The organism is Pelagibacterium xiamenense (genome assembly GCF_021166475.1).
GTDB lineage: Bacteria > Pseudomonadota > Alphaproteobacteria > Rhizobiales > Devosiaceae > Pelagibacterium > Pelagibacterium xiamenense.
Window position 1 is genome coordinate 94,513 of sequence record NZ_JAJOYS010000002.1, and the last position, 16,050, is coordinate 110,562.

Genomic DNA, 16,050 nt, shown 5'->3' on the forward strand with positions numbered 1-16,050 from the left:
AGCCCTGCCGCAGAGGAATTTGGACAAAATGCAGCAAGCCAGCACACGGACGCTTTACGCCTACTGGAACGAAATTCGCGGCGCTCGCAGCGCTCCCGAACGCCGCGATATCGATCCGACCCGCATCCGCGATGCGTTGGCTTACACCTTCATCCTCGAATCCGCCGACGGCGTCGAGTTCGATTTCCGCCTGGCAGGTTCGCACCTGTGCGCCAGCTACTGCCGCGAGCTCAAGGCACGCCCCTTCTCCGCCCTCTGGGGCGCCAAGGACCGCGACGCCATCGACACGCTTATGCGCGCCGTGACCGAAGACCACGCCGTCGCGCTCGTCACCTATGAAGGGCAGTCCGACCGCGGTGAAAAACTCAGCTTCGAACTGGCTCTGTTTCCGCTTCGCCACAACGGCGTGACAACCGCTCGTGTCATGGGCGGACTGACCGCGCTCGACACGCCCTACTGGCTCGGCATTCATCCGATCACCAGCCAGCGCATCACCGCGTTGCGGCTGATCTGGCCCGACGACCGCGACACCCGCGCCGGCGCACCCTATTCGGACGCGGCCTTCGGCGAAATGGCCGCGACGGTCCGCCAGGCCCGCACTGAAACGGAGGCCGCGCACGCGCCTCTCCAGGCGACGGTTGCCGGGCTTTCCGCCCGCCGCTACGCGCATCTGGCCGTGATCGACGGCGGCAAAAACTGACGCCCCGAGGGCGAAATACATACCAAAATTTGACTAGGTTCCTTACCAAGCATTAACGCAAAACCCCCTATAGTTCTGCTGTTTCATTGAATGATTGCGGCAGGACGCAGCCAATGCTCGACGGAAATACAGCCTACGACGTCTACGGATCGCAGGGCATGGGCGAGGATGACCCTGACCGATTCCAGAGCGTCAAGGTTTCCGTTCTCGGCCGCTACATGCTTGCCGACCGCCGGGAATTCCCTTGCCAGGTCATCGAAATGTCCCCCGGCGACGCGCTTGTCGTCGCGCCGATCTCCGGCAGCGCCGGCGAACGGATCGTTATCTATCTGGACCATGTGGGACGCATCGAAGGTGTGATTCGCGACGTCGTCGACGGCGGCTTCCGGCTCAACCTGATCGCGTCTGCCCGCAAGCGCGACAAGATGGCAGCGCAGCTCACATGGCTGACCAACAAGGACATTCTCGACCTCGCCGAGGATCGCCGTCATGAACGTGTCGTTCCCGACATCCGCCATTCCTCGATCCTGCTCGAGGACGGTCGGCGCTACAACTGCAAGATCACCGACATTTCGCTTTCCGGGGCCGCGGTCGAACTCGACGTCCGTCCGGCGCTGGGAACGCCGGTCACCCTCGGCCGCATGCGCGCGCGGGTCGTGCGCCATTTCCACGACGGCATCGCAGTCGAATTCGCCTCGGTGCAGGAAATGCTCACTGTCGTCCAGCAGAACCTGCGGATGAACTGACGACTGTGCGTTCCCGCCCGTATCAGGAAGGTGAACGCGGCGTTAACCCCGTTATGGCAAGTTTCGCTATCCGGGCGTCCGGCTTTCCGGCCGCTACCGTGCGTTTCTGCTCATCGGAACGGTTGTGTGCGATGCGACTTCTCAAAAAAGCCCTGCTGGCCGCCACCACGATGGCGCTTGTTCTGCCCCTTTCGGGCTGCCTGACACTGGGCGGCTGGTTTCAGACCAAATCGTCCCACGAATGCATGACACGCGTGATGTATTTCGAATCCAACCGTTCCAGCCCCGAGGGCATGCTTGCGGTTGGCACGGTGGTGATGAACCGCGTCGACTCACCGCAATTCCCCAATGATATCTGCGGCGTCGTCGGGCAGAAAAACCAGTTCGCCTCAGGTGTCCTGGCGCGGCCGATGACCGAACCGCGCAGTGTGCAACTCGCCGCGTCTGTCGCCCAACAGGTCCTGCGCGGCCAGCGGCACCCGGGCGTGCGCAGCGCGAAATACTTCCACACCGCTGGTCTGAGCTTTCCCTATTCCAACATGCACTACGTGCTGGTCGCCGGCGGAAACGCGTTTTACGAGCGCCGCTAGCCGCATAAAATTTATGCACCGGCGTTCGACCACGTCCAATTATTGGACACAATCCCACTGCCGCGCGGTATACAATCGGCATTTCCCATAGGAAATCAACGTATGACCGCTCTGGCACGGAAGTTGCTGCCCCAAGCGCATCACAAGGCGCAAACAGGGGACTTCCGCATATGCACAGACGCTCATTCATCACGCTGGCGACGCTGGTCGCTGCAACCATCGGCCTCGCCGTCCCGGCACAGGCCGACGCCCTCGCCGATATCGAAGCGCGCGGCACGATCAAGATCGCGGTGCCGCAGGACTTTCCGCCCTTCGGCAGCGTCGGCACCGACCTGCAGCCGGTCGGCTACGACATCGACATGGCCGAACTGATCGCTGAAAAGCTCGGCGTCGAGCTCGAACTGGTGCCGGTGACGAGCGCCAATCGCATCCCATACCTTCAGACCGGCATGGTCGATCTGGTCATCTCCAGCCTCGGCAAAAACCCCGAGCGCGAAGCCGTCATCGATTTTTCAGATGCCTACGCCCCGTTCTTCAATGGCGTCTTCGGCCCTGACACCGTCACCGTCGCCGCAATCGAAGATCTGGGCGGCTATACGCTCGGCGTCACCCGGGGTTCGGTCGAAGATCTCGAACTGACCGAACTGGTCGGCGACGACGTCACCATCCAGCGCTACGAGGACAACAACGGCACGATTTCCTCGTTCCTTTCCGGCCAGGTCGAACTGATCGCCACCGGCAACGTCGTGGCCGCCGCCATTCTCGAGCGCAACCCGCCGATCCGCCCCGAGCTCAAATTCCTCGTCAAGAATTCCCCCTGCTATATCGGGATGAACAAGGATGAGCCCGAACTGATGGCCGCGGTCAATGCGATCATCGCCGACGCCAAGGCCGACGGCGCTCTTGAAGCCATCTCCATGGAATGGCTCGAACAGCCCCTGCCCGCAGACCTTTAACCCCGAGCCGGCGCCGGCACGTCCTTGCCGGCGCCCTTCCACCCACGTCCGGGGTCATTCGTCCACCATGGGCTATCAACTGAATTTCGGCTGGCTGCCGCAATACCTGCCCGTCCTTATCGACGGCATCGGCGTCACCATCTACCTCATGGCCGTCGGCGCCGTCCTTGGCTGCCTTCTGGGCACGGTATGCGCATGGACGCGGGCGCTCGGCCCCAATTGGGCGCGGCCCGTTGTCGTCGCCTATGTCGAGCTGATCCGCAACACGCCGTTCATGATCCAGCTCTTTTTCATCTTTTTCGGCCTGCCCTCGCTGGGCGTGCAGATGAGCGAACTCGAAGCCGCGACCCTCGCCATGATCGTCAATCTGGGCGCCTATAGCTGCGAGATCATCCGCGCGGGTATCCAGGCCACGCCACGCGGGCAGTTCGAGGCCGGCGCGAGCCTCGCCATGACGCCGTTCGAGACCTTCTACCACGTCGTGCTGATCCCCGCGCTCCAGCGCATCTGGCCCGCGCTCTCCTCGCAGATCGTCATCGTCATGCTCGGTTCGGCGGTCGTTTCGCAGATCGCGGCGCAGGACCTGAGCTACGCGGCCAATTTCATCCAGTCGCGCAATTTCCGCGCCTTCGAGACCTATATCGTCTCGACGTTGATCTATCTCGTGCTCTCGATCCTCCTCCGGCAGGTGCTCGCCGGTATTGGCTGGGCGCTCTTCCCCAAACGAAAGGCCGCGCGATGATCGAGTTCACCCTCTGGGACATCCTGCGCAACCTTCTGCTCGCGACACGGTGGACGATCCTGCTCTCGCTCGTCTCATTCGTGGGCGGCGGCATTGTCGGGCTCGTCGTCATGTTCATGCGCATCAGCGCCAATAAAGCCGTCGCGACGGCAGCGCGCGCCTATATCGAGCTCTTTCAGGGCACACCGCTGCTGATGCAGCTCTTCCTCGCCTTTTTCGGCCTCGCGCTTCTGGGCATGACGGTGCCAGCGTGGCTGGCGGCGGGGCTCGCGCTCATCCTCTGGACCGCGTCCTTCCTCGCCGAGATCTGGCGCGGCTGCGTCGAGGCGATCGCAAAGGGCCAGTGGGAGGCATCCGCGAGCCTCGGCATGGGGCGCATCCAGCAATTGCGCTACGTCATTCTCCCCCAGGCCCTCCGCATCGCCATCCCGCCCACGGTTGGCTTTTCAGTCCAGGTGGTAAAGGGGACCGCGCTCACCTCGATCATCGGCTTTGTCGAACTCACAAAAGCCGGCACCGCGGTGACCAACGCGACCTTCCAGCCCTTCACGGTCTATGGCCTCGTCGCGCTCATCTATTTCGCCCTGTGCTGGCCGTTGTCCAGGACCAGCCAGGTCCTCGAAAGGAAGCTCAATGTCGCTCATCACAATCACTGAGGTCAAAAAGCGCTTCGGGGACAACGAGGTGCTCAAGGGCATCAATCTCGACGTCGACAAGGGCGAGGTGATCGCCATCATCGGCAAATCCGGCTCGGGCAAATCGACGCTCCTGCGTTGCGTCAACGGACTGGAGACGATCAACGACGGCTCGATCTCGGTCGCCGGCGCGCAATTGCTCCCCGGCGAGGCGGCGCTTAAGGCGCTAAGGCTGAAGATCGGCATGATCTTCCAGTCGTTCAATCTCTTCCCGCATTTGAGCGCGGGGCGGAACGTCATGCTCTCGCAAATGGTGGTCAAGAAGACCCCAAAACCCCAAGCCGAGGAGATGGCGCGCAGAATGCTCGACCGCGTCGGGCTTTTGCACAAGTTCGACGCCTATCCCGACGAGCTTTCCGGCGGCCAGCAGCAGCGGGTCGCCATCGCCCGCGCGCTCGCGATGGAGCCGCTGGGATTGCTGTGCGACGAAATCACCTCGGCGCTCGACCCCGAACTCGTCAACGAGGTGCTTGCCGTGGTCAAGGAACTGGCCTCCGAAGGCATGACGCTCCTGATGGTCACCCACGAAATGCGCTTCGCCCGCGACGTCTGCGACCGGGTGGTCTTCATGCACGAGGGTCGCGTGCACGAGATCGGCGCCCCCGATACCGTGTTTTCGAACCCGCAAACGCCGGAACTCAAGCAGTTCCTGGGGATGCTCTAGACCGGCGTCAACTCCACCACGACCGGCCGGTGATCGGACGGCATGAGGTCGCGCTCGTGCAGGCTTGAATCGTCGATCACCTGCGCCTCGTATTCGTCGACCGGCACGCGCCCCTGCCAGGTGAACCGTCCCGTGATGCCGCGGCTCAGCCCGATATGGTCGATCACGAGCTCGTTGAGCCGCTTGTCGATAAAGTCGAAGAACTTCGCCGTGTAATCGGTCGAACCGCCATGCAGCAGCACATGCGTGAGCTGCCGCTCGACGTGAAAGATCGATCCGAAAACGCGATCCACAACCGAATGGGTGAGGAAGTTCGCCTCGAAAAAATCGCTCCCCGGCCCGTCATTGAGGTCGCCGCACACGAGGATGTTGGCGGCGGGGTCGCCTTCGAGAACGGCGTCGAGATACATGCGCAACCGGTACGCCTCGCCGCTGATGCGCCGGCGCGCCTTAAGCGCTTCGGCAAAGAACAGCAACCGGTCCTCGCCGCCGGCGTTGAACAGCGCCTCGCCCTGGTTGACGAATTTCGATTTGAGGTGGTTGTTGATGAGAACGAAGGGCTGTCCGTGCGCCACAAAGCGCACGATTTGGGGCACCCGCGCGAAATCGACCGTGTCCAGATGCAAGTCGGCGTCGACGTCCGCTGTAAATGGCCCGGAGATATCGATCTCCCCCACAGAGGTCACCCCCGGCGTGAAATCGGTGATCCCGCGATCCTGCCGCACGACCACCAAAAGCGCCTGCGCCCCACCCGCGCCGCGCAGAACCTGCCACGTCCCGCCGACGAAAGTGGTGAGGAAGTGCTGCATCTCGGGAACGCCCGGGCCTTCCTGGATCGCGATGACGTCCGGGTCAACCGCCTGGATCACCGCTCCCACGCGCGTCGCCAGCGCGGGCACGTCGGTGATGGCGGGGGAGAACGTATTACCCGCGAACGTATTGCGCATCACCGGCGGATTGGCGCTGCCGCCCTCCCACCAGCTGTTCATATGCTCGATGTTCCAGTTCATCAGCCGCATGTCGGGCCCTCCCCGTGCTGTCCCTCGGAGAGCTTAGCAGCACGGATGTGACGCGCATATTGCGGGTATCCGGGAGCTTTAAGCCCGGCCGGGGGAAATGAACCCGCCGATCCAGTCCCAAACCGACGCCTGGGCTTGGCGGACGCGCCCCGTATGGCTGTCGAGCAGCCAGACCGGGCAGTCGGTTCCCCCCTCGGCGAGAACGAACCACGGCATCTCGCCATTGCGCGCGCCGATAAAGAACGCCGCCTCGGGCACTTCGGGGTCGTGCCCGTCCTCGGCCCAGGCCTCGAGCGCCCAGCGGGCGCCAGCGTTTATCTGAGCAAGCTGGTCGTAGTAGAATTCGCATTCGGCCTGCTCGGCCAGACGGCCGGCGCCGTGCCCGATTGTGCGCAGAACCGCGCGATAGCTTCGCGGCAGCGGGCCGTATTGGCGCTCGAGCGCCGCAATCTCCTCAGACGAGCAGCCGACAATATTCCCGGGCCCGGCGAGCCCGGAAGCAATGAGGTTCTGTTTGAGCCGGTTCGAATCCATCTCACCCGAATCTCCACATGCGATTTTATGGCTAACGGGCTGTAAATCCAGAGGATAAAACTCGATTCAAAACTGCATTGCAGTTTTCGGACCGGCGAAATTCGCCCCGCCTATCGTGGTCTCCATCGGGGAGATCACGATGATGAAAACGAAAAACATCCTAGTTGCAAGCCTTGTCGCCGCCATGACGCTTCTGGCCGCCGCCATGCCCGCTTCGGCCGATCAGGGCTTGCTCCACCCCGCTTTTGCCAGCGCAACCAATGTGACCTCGATCCCCGTGGGCCACGCCGAATTCTGCGCCCGACGCTCCGCCGAATGCCAGCCTTTCGCCAATCCGATCGAAAACGTCAGCCTGACCGAAGGCTTGTGGGCCGAACTTCAGGACGTCAACAACCGCTTCAACACGAGCGTGACCCCGGCCAATGACGGCGACCTTTACGGCATCTCCGAATTCTGGACCTTCCCCTCGAACGGCTATGGCGACTGTGAGGATTTCGTTCTCGCCAAGCGCGCCGCTCTGATCGAGCGCGGCTGGAACCCCTCGACGCTGCTGATCACCGTCGTGCGCCAGTCCAACGGCGAAGGCCACGCGGTCCTGATGGTCCGCACCGACCGCGGCGACCTGATCCTCGACAACCAGGAAGCGCTGATCAAGGTCTGGACCGACACGCCCTATACCTACCTCAAGCGCCAGAGCCAGGCCCATGCCGGCCAGTGGGTGAATATCCTGGACAACCGCTTTGAGGATGTCGCGGTCACCGCGGCTCACTGACACCGATACGGCAAAGCCTCAGATCGCTCCCCCGGGCGATCACTCGGGACCGGTCTAGAGCGAGGGCCGGTCCCTTTTTTAAGCGCCGGCCCTGATGACCGCGACATAGCTGCCGAGCACCATCAGTCCGGTAAAGAAGCTCCAGCCGAACGCGATAAACGAGGCCAATAGCACGTTGACCGTCGAAAGCTGCCCGCCCCCCTCCGGCCGCCATCCCATGCGCAGGATAATATAGGGTCCGCAGATAAAGCTCACGAACAGGTTGAAGATCCCCCCGAAGATCGATTCCCCCTCCAGGCGGAACCCGGCCGGCTGGCGCGCCAACCCCTGATAGAGGTGCGTAGCCATGCCCGCGACGCTGAGCCCGATGCCGATTATGTAAAGCGCAAGCATCAGTTCCGGCATGAACGTCCCCACATCCCAGTTTTCGCGGCACAAACGTGCCCGACGTTAATCCTTTATTAAGCATATGCCACCCCATTCTGGCTGTCATGCCGGCGTAGCGAAAATGGTTAATTTGAACAGTGTGGGTTCACCCATGGCGTTGAACGAGGCGCGCGATACCTCCCGGGGCGGAATTTTCTATCCGCTCGCGGTCGTAACGCTGGTTGTGCTGGTCGTGGGGCTGGCAGCCGCCTACGGCGCGACGCTCTGGATCGATGGCGCCCTGCGTGAAAAAGCGATGGACGTGCCGACATCCACGCACATCAAGACCGTCGGAGCCCAGCCCTATCTCGTTCCCGCCGCACTGATGCCCAACGCTGCGCAGCATACCGACGGCTTCGCCGACCGGATGGACATGACCCTGGCCCTGCCGCTCGGCCCCGGCGGCGTGCTCGTCGATGTCGTCGTTACCGTTCAGCCCAGAGGCCGTACGCGCACGAGCGCCGCGTTGCTCGACACCGTCTACTTGCACCAGTTCGGCGCCGACCAGACCGAGGGCGTGCCCGGGCTCATCGGCAAACCGCTCGGAGGCGATGCGGGCGTATCCGGGGAAACGGTCTGGTACGACCCCCTGAGCCCGAACCCTTTTGTCGCCAAATGCATGACGCCGGTCGAGCCGAACGCGGCGCGGGGCACGTGCCTGCGCACATTTCAGCTTTCTGACCGCAACACCGCGATAGTCACGTTCGATCCTGCAGCATTGGCGAACTGGCGTCAGTTCGACGCCGTGGTCGAGGCATGGCTCGAGACCCTGCGCCAGTAACGGCCGCAAGATCCCCGACGCGCATCAATGAACGGGATTGAGCCGCCAGATGGCGAAATTAAGCACTGAAGCGAAACCGACCCACAACGCGTAAGGCACCATCAAAAGAGCGGCAACCATGCTGATGGGCCAGAAGAGCACGATGGTGAGCATGATCGCCAGCCAAAGCAGGACGATCTCCGCCAACGCGAGGTCCGGCCGGTGCAACCCAAAAAACAGCACGCTCCACGAACCGTTGAGCAGGAGTTGCACGGCGTAGACAAAGAGCGCCCCGGTAGCCCCCGAAAACCCGGCCTCGCGCCAGACGAGCCATCCTGAGACCGCCATGGCTATATAGAGCACGGTCCATACCGGCCCGAAAAGCCAGTTCGGTGGACGCCAATCAGGCTTGACCAGGGTTTCGTACCACGTCCCCGGCCGGAAAAACGCACCGGTGGCAGCAGCCAGAAAACAGGCGCCGAGAAATGCGAGCAGGACGAAAATTGACATGGATTCCAAAAAGAATCTCCGAGACAAGGCTGCCCGCATCGTCCGACGCGGGCAGATGAGATTCACTGGAGGTTATGGCCAACCGGCTCACGAACCCCATGAGTTCGACGAAAGAGACGCCGGACGATTAGCGACCGCCTACAGTCGCTGACGTGCCGTCGCCCTTGAGGGCAGCCATGAATGGAACCAACTGCCAGACGGCCGACGCGCCGACGAGAATATAGACGATCCGTGCGAGGATCGATCCCGCACCGAATATCGCGGCAACCAAGTCGAAGCCGAAAAGACCGACAAGACCCCAGTTGAGACCGCCGATGATAACCAGCGCGAGAGTAACAAGGTTAAGGTACTTCATAATCGTACACCTTTGTCAGGACTAGAATTCGCCGCGTCGAGTTAGTGGCTCGGCGGAAGGAGTACGGCATCGATTACATGTATGACGCCATTACTGGCTTCAATGTCAGCGACTTCCACCTGAGCATTATTGATCTTTACCGTATCTCCGTCGATGGAAATCTCGATCAACTCTCCGTTAAGTGTTTCTGCCTCACTCAGTTCCACGACATCGGCCGCCATGACTTCTCCGGGAACGACGTGATAAGTAAGGATCGCGGTAAGCTGATCCTTGTTCTCGGGCATCAACAGTGTGTCGAGCGTACCCTCCGGCAACGCGGCGAACGCCGCATCGGTCGGCGCAAAGACCGTGAACGGCCCCGGCTCCTTAAGCGCATCCACCAAACCGGCGGCCGTGAGCGCCGCAGCCAGCGTTTCGAACTGACCCGCCGCAACAGCGGTATCGACGATATCCATATCGGCGGCCTGCGCACCGGTCGTACCGGCGAAAAGGCCCGTGACGACGGCACCGGCGGCCGCCAGACTCTTGAGTGTGTTCATAACCGTATCTCCTCTGCATGGGATTGGGTTGACCCTGGGCCGACCCGATCTATCGCCGCCTTATGCTTGCGACTGAATTTTCATTACGCTAAAATCAGTTTTACTGACAGTAACAAACCCGTGATAATCCATTGATTTTTCACGATAATAGAATACAGCTCGAAATATTGAACACGATGAAAACGAAGTGGCGAACATGCTCTCGGACACGTTGAACAAGGGTCTTGCCGAGTACGGAATCGGCGCAAAGATCCGGTCACTCCGGCTAGGCAAGAAGCTTGGACTGGTAAAACTCGGCGAGCACACCGGCCTGTCGCCGGCGATGCTGTCCAAGATTGAACGCGGCCAGGTCTACCCGACCCTGCCGACACTTCTGCGCATTGCGTTGGTTTTCGGCGTCGGGCTCGAGCATTTCTTCTCAGAACCGGAAGAACGGCCGACGCTCGCCGTCGTGCGGCGAAAGGACCGCATCCGCTTGCCCGACCGCCCGGGCGCGGAACCGCCGGCCTATGTCTTCGAAAGTCTGGATTTCACCGCTGCCGACCGGCAGATGGAGGCCTATCACGCCGACTTCTCCCCGGGCGCGCCCGCCTCCGCGCCGCACACGCACAACGGCGCCGAAGTGCTGTACATCATCCGCGGCCAGCTGAGGCTCGACATGGGAGGGGAAATCGTGACGCTTGGCGAAGGCGATGCCGCCTATTTCGATTCCAGCGTACCGCACAGTTATTGCGGCTATGGAGACAAGGGCGCTTCCGCCCTCGTCGTTGTCACGTCAGGAGAGGCGGCTCAGGAAGCGCCCTGACGGCTGCCAGCCGTATCAGAGGGCAGGCTGCGCCCGCGAGGCCTTAGCTAACCTCGTCCAGGTCGATATCGAGGATCGAGATTTGCACCATGTAGGATTTCTCGCCCTCGTCCTCATCGACATAGATAAGGCCGATGAATTCGTCGCCCAGGTAAAGTTCAACCGAATCGTCCTGCTTGGGGCGCGGGCGCACGTCGATTGACCGGTTGCCGAATTTCTTCTGCAGATACTTCTGCAACAGGATGATTTCTTCGTGCTTCACAAATTCTCTCCGCTGGGCGCGTTCGCTTCAGGGGCACTATCGCCCCGTCGGTACCGATAACGCAAGAAATGCCGATTGGTGCCGCGAGACTTACCCGCCGCGCGACAGCGTTTCAATGCCGGGGAGACGATTTCTCCACACGTGGGGAAGATGGCGGCTCAGTGCCTGGCCGGAACCGTGATCATCTGATCCATGACGAGCGCCGGCTGCGCGCACCCGGCTTCGCCGATCACCTTGGCCGGAACGCCCGCGACCGTCTTGCGCGGCGGCACTTCCTTAAGGACCACCGAGCCGGCGCCGATGCGCGAGCATTCCCCGATGCGGATATTGCCCAGGACCTTGGCGCCAGCGCCGATGAGCACGCCATTGCCGATCTTGGGGTGCCGATCCTCCTCGGCCTTGCCGGTCCCTCCGAGGGTTACGTTCTGGAGGATGGAGACATTATCGCCCACCACAGCGGTTTCGCCGATGACAAGTCCCGTGCCGTGGTCGAGCATGATGCCCCGCCCCATCGGCACCGCCGGATTGATATCGACCTGGAAAACCAGGCTCGCGCGGCTCTGGAGGAAATATGCAAAATCCTTGCGCCCGTCCTGCCACATCGCGTGGGCGAACCGGTGCGTCTGGATCGCTTGATAGCCCTTGAAGAACAGGAACGGGTCGATCGCCCGGTGGCAGGCCGGATCGCGCTCGAGCGTTGCGGCGAGGTCGGCGCGGGCACCCTGACCGATCTCGGGATGATCCTCGATGATTTCGGCAAACCCCTGGCGGATGAGATCGGCCGGCATATCGTTGCCATCGAGCCGGGCGGCGAGCCTGTGCGCCAGCGCCGCTTCAAAATTGGGCTCGTTGAGGATCGTCGCGACCACAAGCTGCGTGAGCGAAGGTTCATTCTCGCAGATCGCCTCGGCGTCGGTTCGAACCGCCTCCCACACGGGATCTACAGCGGATAACGCCTTTTGCGACTTTGCGCTTGTGGTCATGGGATCCTCCGGTGAGGGTTTTCCAAAGAAAGCCCTCTATATGGCATCGGTCGTAGCCAGACAAAGCCCTTGCGGCCCGTTTGGTTCACATTTGTCTTACCCTACAGGATAGACGCGGGAGAGAAAATCCACCGCGCCGCGCTTGAACTGCGGGTCTCCGGTCGCGCGCATGTGGTCGCGCCGCTCGATGACAAGCGCCTCACCTTTCTCCATCAGGTCGGCCAGGGCGTTAGGATCGCCGCCGGTTTCGTCCTCGCTCCCGACGGCAACGAGCACCGGTACGCTGATCTTCCGGACATCGTCCTCGGCGACACGCGTGCGCGACCCCGCCATGCAGGCCGACAACGCCTTGAGGTCGCTCTTGGTGTGCTCGGCAAAGATCCTGAACTGCCGCCCGGTCGGGTGCTTCACTTGCGAGAGCGACGGCGCGTTGAGGGCTGCGATGATCTCGTCGCTATCGAGCATGGGCCGGATCATGTTGCCGCCCAGCCCACCGAAAATCGCACACGCAACCTTGTCGGGGTTTTGCAGGCAGACGAAGGCGGAGATCCGGGCGCCCATCGAATACCCGATCAGCGCAACTTTTCCGTGCCCCAGATGATCGATGAGATTGGCCACGTCGCGCGCCATATCCTCGGCGCCGTAGACCGAGGCGTCGTAGATCTTATCGGACTTTCCGTGCCCGCGGTTATCGATGGCGATCACCTGATAGCCGGCGCCGTTGAGCGTTTCGACCCAGCCGGTCGAAACCCAGTTGATCTGCCCGTTCGAGGCGAACCCGTGGACCGCGACGACCGGCGGCCCCTCGCCATATATCTCATAGGCGATTTCAAAACCTTCGGATTCAAAGACGGGCATAAGCGATTCTCACGGCAGGTGATTTTGGCCCGTCTTAGCAGCATTGGGTCAGGTGGCCAACGCGAACGGCCCTGCAAGGACCAGCGCGACCATATCCCCCCTTCTCATCGTCCACCCTCTTGGGTATGGTCCGCCCGACTTTTCCCCGCGAGGATCGAACGCAAGATGGCACAGCACACCATTCCGCACTTCCACAACACCGAAGGCCTCGCCCGGATCGACATCGGCGCCAAGGAATTCCAGTGCGTCGGTGCCAAGCCGCCCTTCGATCACCCCCACGTTTTCCTCGACATGGGTGCCGACAACGAAGTCGTCTGCCCCTATTGCTCGACGCTTTACGTATACGACCCCAAGCTCCCGGCTGGTTCGGCCAACCCCGAATCCGCGATCTTCCACCTCGAAGACGCCTAATCGGATCGCCCTCCCATGGGCACCCAGCGCACAGTCTACATCGCCGGGGCCGGAATCGCCGGCCTGACGCTGGCGCTGGCCCTCGCCAAATTCGGCACCCGTGTCGTCGTCATCGAGCGCAACGCGCAGATCGCCGAGTTCGGCGCCGGCCTGCAGATCAGCCCCAATGCCCGCCACGCTTTGGACGCGCTGGGGCTAACGGATGCCCTATCTGAAAAGAGCTTCGAACCTGAGGGAATCGATATCTACCCCGACGGCCGGACGGAGCCCCTCCAGACACTGACGCTGGGTAAGATCGCTACGGCCCGCTATGGCGCGCCCTATGTCGTTATGCACCGCGCCGACCTCGCCGAGGTGCTTGCGGCGGCGGCCAGGCGGTTTGCCAATATCGAAATCGTCTTCGGCGTCGAAAATTTTGCCGTTACGCAGAAGGACAAGGGCGTCGCCGTCACCTTCACCGAGGCGGGGAGCATCGACCGCAAGGGTACAGGCTTCGCTTTCGTCGGCGCGGACGGGGTCAACTCGGCAACCCGGACGAACGTGCTGGGGGGGCCTGCCGCCGTCTATTCCGGCAAGATCGCCTGGCGCACGCTCGTGCCCCCCGCCGCGCTTTCGGGCCTCCTCGATCTCGGCCGCACAAGCATTCTCATGGGCGCGCACCATCACCTCGTCGTCTATCCCCTTCCCCACCGCGATGCGGTCAATCTCGCCCTGTTCACCGACGCGCGCGAACGCGATCTCGACGCCGCAATGCTCCGGCAGACGCCCGGGCTCAAGGCGGGCCCGGACCGGCGCCTTGCCACGATCCTCGAGCGTGCGGGGGAAACCTGGACGCCCTGGGTGCTCTCGACCGTCAGAACGCCTCTCTGGCACGAGGGCCCGGTCGGGATTATCGGCGACGCTGCGCATGCCATGCTGCCGTTCCAGGCGCAGGGCGCCGCAATGGGCATCGAGGACGCTGCAATCCTGGCGCCGCTTCTGGCATCGTCGCCAGACGCCGGGCACGCCTTCACCCGCTTCCTCGCCCTGCGCCGGGAGCGCGTGGACAAGGTGCAGGCCCTCTCGGCGGCCAATGGCCGCATCTTCCATATGCGCTGGCCTGCAACGCTCGCCCGCAACGCGGTGATCCGCGCACAAGGGCCGCTGGGCCACTTCCGCCGGCTCGACTGGCTCTATGGCTACCGCACGCACACCGACCCCAAGTCATAAGGCCCGGACGGAGGCCCCTTTATTCTTGCCATCATCGCACCCTATATGGCAGTTGAAGCGAGCCCTTACGCAGCCCAATGAGCCCTTATGCGCGTTAACCCCCAGTCGCGGCTGACACTCGTCTTTATCCTGCTGACCGTGTTCCTCGACATCGTCGGATTGGGCATCATCCTTCCGGTTCTGCCCGACCTGATCGTCGAAGTCACCGGCGAAGCTGTGACCAATGCCGCGGTGACCGGCGGCTATCTGGTCTTCGTCTACGCCACCATGCAGTTCCTGTTTTCGCCCATCCTGGGCAATCTCTCGGACCGCTGGGGGCGCCGGCCCATCCTCTTGCTCTCGCTCGTGGGGCTGGCCGCCGACTACATGGTGATGGCCTGGGCGCCGACGCTCCTGTGGCTCTTTTTCGGCCGCACGCTCTCGGGCATCTGCGGAGCCGCAATGGGCACCGCGACCGCGTATGTCGCCGACATCACACCCCACGAGAAGCGCTCGGCGCGCTTCGGACTCATCGGCGCGGCGTTCGGGCTGGGCTTTATCGTCGGGCCGGTGATCGGCGGCGAACTGGGCGAATTCGGCACCCGCGCGCCGTTCTTCGTTGCAGCGTGCCTGGCAGCCGCCAACGCGGTCTTCGGCTTCTTCGTGCTGCCCGAATCGCTTTCGAAATTCCGCCGCCGCCGCTTCGACTGGCGCCGCGCCAATCCCCTTGGAGCCATCCTCGCGTTCAAGAAGACCCCGATCGTCATGGTGCTTTTGGGATCGCTCTTTCTTTTCGCGCTGGCGGCGCAGAGCTACCCCAATGTCTGGAACTTCTTCACCATCCACCAGTTCGACTGGACCTCGTCGCAGGTCGGCCGTTCGCTGGGGATTTTCGGCGTTTTGTTCGCATTCAGCCAGGCCGTTCTCGTGGGGCCGTCGATCAAGCGTCTTGGCGTGACCGCCACCGTGCTCATCGGCTTTTTCCTCGCGACCACCGCCTTTGTCGGCGTTTCGCTCATACACACGGAACTGGGACTCTGGACGTTCCTCGTGATCGGCGCCTTTTCCGGCGCCGCGATTCCCTCGCTCACGGGGCTTCTGGCCAACAATGTGAAGTCCAACCAGCAAGGCGAACTCCAGGGCGCGGTCAACGCCACCAACTCGCTGACCGCCATCATTGCGCCGGTCGCCGCCACGCAGCTCTTTGCCTTTTTCACATCGTCGGCAGCGCCGATCCATTTCCCCGGCGCGCCGTTCTTTGCCGCCGGCATGCTGGTTCTCCTCGCCGGCGGCCTCTTCATTTATGCGGCGTTGCGGTTCGACCTTTCGCACCGGCCGTTCGACGCGGCGCGCGACAAGCCGTCCATGACCCCGCCAAGCGGCCAGGCCGTCAACCGCCCGGGCACCGATGATCTGCCCGAGGACGAGAACGGAGAGGACGTACGCACCGGTGCTGAAGCGGAAACACCGCGCAAGCCGGCACGCGGCCGCGGCTGAGGCGCAGCCGTTAAAATCTGCAATCCCGGAGAATTATC

General features: G+C 62.5%; 21 protein-coding genes and 1 pseudogene. 13 read left to right on the forward strand and 9 right to left on the reverse strand.

Going from position 1 to position 16,050, the window contains the following annotated elements:
- The first annotated feature begins 28 nt into the window (after positions 1-28).
- From LSG43_RS08375 to LSG43_RS08405, 7 genes and pseudogenes are all read left to right on the forward strand, one after another.
- Positions 29-700 (forward strand): PAS domain-containing protein, encoded by a 672-nt coding sequence (locus LSG43_RS08375; RefSeq protein ID WP_231803039.1) that lies wholly within the window; start codon positions 29-31, stop codon positions 698-700.
- A 158-nt stretch (positions 701-858) separates the two neighbouring features.
- Complete coding sequence (locus tag LSG43_RS08380; protein WP_231804634.1) at positions 859-1,446, forward strand: PilZ domain-containing protein; 588 nt, start codon at positions 859-861, stop codon at positions 1,444-1,446.
- Between the two features lie 248 nt (positions 1,447-1,694).
- Positions 1,695-2,033: pseudogene (locus LSG43_RS08385) on the forward strand (cell wall hydrolase); the annotation flags it as partial.
- Between the two features lie 173 nt (positions 2,034-2,206).
- Positions 2,207-2,992, forward strand: a complete 786-nt coding sequence (locus LSG43_RS08390) for a transporter substrate-binding domain-containing protein (protein ID WP_231803041.1) — start codon at positions 2,207-2,209, stop codon at positions 2,990-2,992.
- A gap of 67 nt (positions 2,993-3,059) precedes the next feature.
- A complete protein-coding gene (locus LSG43_RS08395; RefSeq protein ID WP_231803043.1) occupies positions 3,060-3,734 on the forward strand; it encodes an amino acid ABC transporter permease in 675 nt (224 codons plus the stop codon).
- Positions 3,731-4,390: an amino acid ABC transporter permease gene (locus LSG43_RS08400; protein WP_231803045.1), complete on the forward strand. Its 660-nt coding sequence runs from the start codon at positions 3,731-3,733 to the stop codon at positions 4,388-4,390. The genes LSG43_RS08395 and LSG43_RS08400 overlap by 4 nt, the downstream gene beginning before the upstream one ends.
- Positions 4,368-5,093: an amino acid ABC transporter ATP-binding protein gene (locus LSG43_RS08405; protein ID WP_231803047.1), complete on the forward strand. Its 726-nt coding sequence runs from the start codon at positions 4,368-4,370 to the stop codon at positions 5,091-5,093. Before LSG43_RS08400 ends, LSG43_RS08405 begins: the two co-directional genes overlap by 23 nt.
- Here the strand turns inward: LSG43_RS08405 and LSG43_RS08410 are convergent.
- Both LSG43_RS08410 and LSG43_RS08415 read right to left on the reverse strand, forming a co-directional pair.
- The gene (locus LSG43_RS08410; RefSeq protein ID WP_231803049.1) at positions 5,090-6,112 is read right to left on the reverse strand and encodes an endonuclease/exonuclease/phosphatase family protein; all 1,023 of its coding nucleotides are present in this window, start codon (positions 6,110-6,112) and stop codon (positions 5,090-5,092) included. The genes LSG43_RS08405 and LSG43_RS08410 overlap by 4 nt on opposite strands.
- A gap of 78 nt (positions 6,113-6,190) precedes the next feature.
- Entirely contained in the window at positions 6,191-6,646 is a 456-nt protein-coding gene (locus LSG43_RS08415; RefSeq protein WP_231803051.1) for an SMI1/KNR4 family protein, read from the reverse strand.
- Positions 6,647-6,785: 139 nt separating this feature from the next.
- On the opposite strand from LSG43_RS08415, the gene LSG43_RS08420 reads away from it, so the two are divergent.
- Positions 6,786-7,418 (forward strand): transglutaminase-like cysteine peptidase, encoded by a 633-nt coding sequence (locus LSG43_RS08420; protein ID WP_231803053.1) that lies wholly within the window; start codon positions 6,786-6,788, stop codon positions 7,416-7,418.
- Between the two features lie 78 nt (positions 7,419-7,496).
- On the opposite strand, the gene LSG43_RS08425 is transcribed toward LSG43_RS08420, so the two are convergent.
- A complete protein-coding gene (locus tag LSG43_RS08425; protein ID WP_231803055.1) occupies positions 7,497-7,823 on the reverse strand; it encodes a DUF6949 family protein in 327 nt (108 codons plus the stop codon).
- Between the two features lie 133 nt (positions 7,824-7,956).
- Here LSG43_RS08425 and LSG43_RS08430 point away from each other — a divergent pair, with 133 nt between their 5' ends.
- Entirely contained in the window at positions 7,957-8,625 is a 669-nt protein-coding gene (locus LSG43_RS08430) for a hypothetical protein (protein WP_231803057.1), read from the forward strand.
- A 24-nt stretch (positions 8,626-8,649) separates the two neighbouring features.
- Here the strand turns inward: LSG43_RS08430 and LSG43_RS08435 are convergent, their stop codons facing one another.
- From LSG43_RS08435 to LSG43_RS08445, 3 genes are all read right to left on the reverse strand, one after another.
- Complete coding sequence (locus LSG43_RS08435) at positions 8,650-9,114, reverse strand: TspO/MBR family protein (protein WP_231803059.1); 465 nt, start codon at positions 9,112-9,114, stop codon at positions 8,650-8,652.
- Between the two features lie 127 nt (positions 9,115-9,241).
- Positions 9,242-9,469 (reverse strand): DUF378 domain-containing protein, encoded by a 228-nt coding sequence (locus LSG43_RS08440; RefSeq protein WP_231803061.1) that lies wholly within the window; start codon positions 9,467-9,469, stop codon positions 9,242-9,244.
- A 41-nt stretch (positions 9,470-9,510) separates the two neighbouring features.
- Positions 9,511-10,008, reverse strand: a complete 498-nt coding sequence (locus LSG43_RS08445) for a fasciclin domain-containing protein (protein WP_231803063.1) — start codon at positions 10,006-10,008, stop codon at positions 9,511-9,513.
- A 196-nt stretch (positions 10,009-10,204) separates the two neighbouring features.
- On the opposite strand from LSG43_RS08445, the gene LSG43_RS08450 reads away from it, so the two are divergent.
- Positions 10,205-10,813 carry a helix-turn-helix domain-containing protein gene (locus LSG43_RS08450; protein WP_231804636.1) on the forward strand — a complete coding sequence of 203 codons (609 nt, stop codon included), beginning with the start codon at positions 10,205-10,207 and terminating at the stop codon, positions 10,811-10,813.
- 43 nt (positions 10,814-10,856) lie between these two features.
- On the opposite strand, the gene LSG43_RS08455 is transcribed toward LSG43_RS08450, so the two are convergent.
- From LSG43_RS08455 to LSG43_RS08465, 3 genes are all read right to left on the reverse strand, one after another.
- Entirely contained in the window at positions 10,857-11,075 is a 219-nt protein-coding gene (locus LSG43_RS08455; RefSeq protein WP_231803065.1) for a DUF3126 family protein, read from the reverse strand.
- Positions 11,076-11,233: 158 nt separating this feature from the next.
- Positions 11,234-12,058 (reverse strand): serine O-acetyltransferase, encoded by an 825-nt coding sequence (gene cysE / locus LSG43_RS08460; protein WP_231803067.1) that lies wholly within the window; start codon positions 12,056-12,058, stop codon positions 11,234-11,236.
- A gap of 96 nt (positions 12,059-12,154) precedes the next feature.
- A complete protein-coding gene (locus tag LSG43_RS08465) occupies positions 12,155-12,916 on the reverse strand; it encodes an alpha/beta fold hydrolase (RefSeq protein ID WP_231803069.1) in 762 nt (253 codons plus the stop codon).
- Positions 12,917-13,081: 165 nt separating this feature from the next.
- Here LSG43_RS08465 and LSG43_RS08470 point away from each other — a divergent pair, with 165 nt between their 5' ends.
- The 3 genes from LSG43_RS08470 (at position 13,082) to LSG43_RS08480 (ending at position 16,012) form a co-directional block, all read left to right on the forward strand.
- The gene (locus LSG43_RS08470) at positions 13,082-13,327 is read left to right on the forward strand and encodes a zinc-finger domain-containing protein (RefSeq protein ID WP_231803071.1); all 246 of its coding nucleotides are present in this window, start codon (positions 13,082-13,084) and stop codon (positions 13,325-13,327) included.
- 15 nt (positions 13,328-13,342) lie between these two features.
- Positions 13,343-14,536 carry an FAD-dependent monooxygenase gene (locus tag LSG43_RS08475; protein WP_231803073.1) on the forward strand — a complete coding sequence of 398 codons (1,194 nt, stop codon included), beginning with the start codon at positions 13,343-13,345 and terminating at the stop codon, positions 14,534-14,536.
- Positions 14,537-14,623: 87 nt separating this feature from the next.
- Positions 14,624-16,012, forward strand: a complete 1,389-nt coding sequence (locus tag LSG43_RS08480; protein ID WP_231803075.1) for a TCR/Tet family MFS transporter — start codon at positions 14,624-14,626, stop codon at positions 16,010-16,012.
- The last annotated feature ends 38 nt before the right edge of the window (positions 16,013-16,050 follow it).

Bases quoted from the DNA above. Each gene is read 5' to 3' on its own strand.
- LSG43_RS08425 (WP_231803055.1), bottom strand. From the start codon at position 7,823: ATGCCGGAACTGATGCTTGCGCTTTACATAATCGGCATCGGGCTCAGC.
- LSG43_RS08430 (WP_231803057.1), top strand. From the start codon at position 7,957: ATGGCGTTGAACGAGGCGCGCGATACCTCCCGGGGCGGAATTTTCTAT.
- cysE (WP_231803067.1), bottom strand. From the start codon at position 12,058: ATGACCACAAGCGCAAAGTCGCAAAAGGCGTTATCCGCTGTAGATCCC.
- LSG43_RS08375 (WP_231803039.1), top strand. From the start codon at position 29: ATGCAGCAAGCCAGCACACGGACGCTTTACGCCTACTGGAACGAAATT.
- LSG43_RS08410 (WP_231803049.1), bottom strand. From the start codon at position 6,112: ATGCGGCTGATGAACTGGAACATCGAGCATATGAACAGCTGGTGGGAG.
- LSG43_RS08395 (WP_231803043.1), top strand. From the start codon at position 3,060: ATGGGCTATCAACTGAATTTCGGCTGGCTGCCGCAATACCTGCCCGTC.
- LSG43_RS08415 (WP_231803051.1), bottom strand. From the start codon at position 6,646: ATGGATTCGAACCGGCTCAAACAGAACCTCATTGCTTCCGGGCTCGCC.
- LSG43_RS08405 (WP_231803047.1), top strand. From the start codon at position 4,368: ATGTCGCTCATCACAATCACTGAGGTCAAAAAGCGCTTCGGGGACAAC.
- LSG43_RS08390 (WP_231803041.1), top strand. From the start codon at position 2,207: ATGCACAGACGCTCATTCATCACGCTGGCGACGCTGGTCGCTGCAACC.
- LSG43_RS08470 (WP_231803071.1), top strand. From the start codon at position 13,082: ATGGCACAGCACACCATTCCGCACTTCCACAACACCGAAGGCCTCGCC.
- LSG43_RS08420 (WP_231803053.1), top strand. From the start codon at position 6,786: ATGATGAAAACGAAAAACATCCTAGTTGCAAGCCTTGTCGCCGCCATG.
- LSG43_RS08435 (WP_231803059.1), bottom strand. From the start codon at position 9,114: ATGTCAATTTTCGTCCTGCTCGCATTTCTCGGCGCCTGTTTTCTGGCT.
- LSG43_RS08445 (WP_231803063.1), bottom strand. From the start codon at position 10,008: ATGAACACACTCAAGAGTCTGGCGGCCGCCGGTGCCGTCGTCACGGGC.
- LSG43_RS08440 (WP_231803061.1), bottom strand. From the start codon at position 9,469: ATGAAGTACCTTAACCTTGTTACTCTCGCGCTGGTTATCATCGGCGGT.
- LSG43_RS08480 (WP_231803075.1), top strand. From the start codon at position 14,624: ATGCGCGTTAACCCCCAGTCGCGGCTGACACTCGTCTTTATCCTGCTG.
- LSG43_RS08380 (WP_231804634.1), top strand. From the start codon at position 859: ATGGGCGAGGATGACCCTGACCGATTCCAGAGCGTCAAGGTTTCCGTT.
- LSG43_RS08465 (WP_231803069.1), bottom strand. From the start codon at position 12,916: ATGCCCGTCTTTGAATCCGAAGGTTTTGAAATCGCCTATGAGATATAT.
- LSG43_RS08475 (WP_231803073.1), top strand. From the start codon at position 13,343: ATGGGCACCCAGCGCACAGTCTACATCGCCGGGGCCGGAATCGCCGGC.
- LSG43_RS08400 (WP_231803045.1), top strand. From the start codon at position 3,731: ATGATCGAGTTCACCCTCTGGGACATCCTGCGCAACCTTCTGCTCGCG.
- LSG43_RS08450 (WP_231804636.1), top strand. From the start codon at position 10,205: ATGCTCTCGGACACGTTGAACAAGGGTCTTGCCGAGTACGGAATCGGC.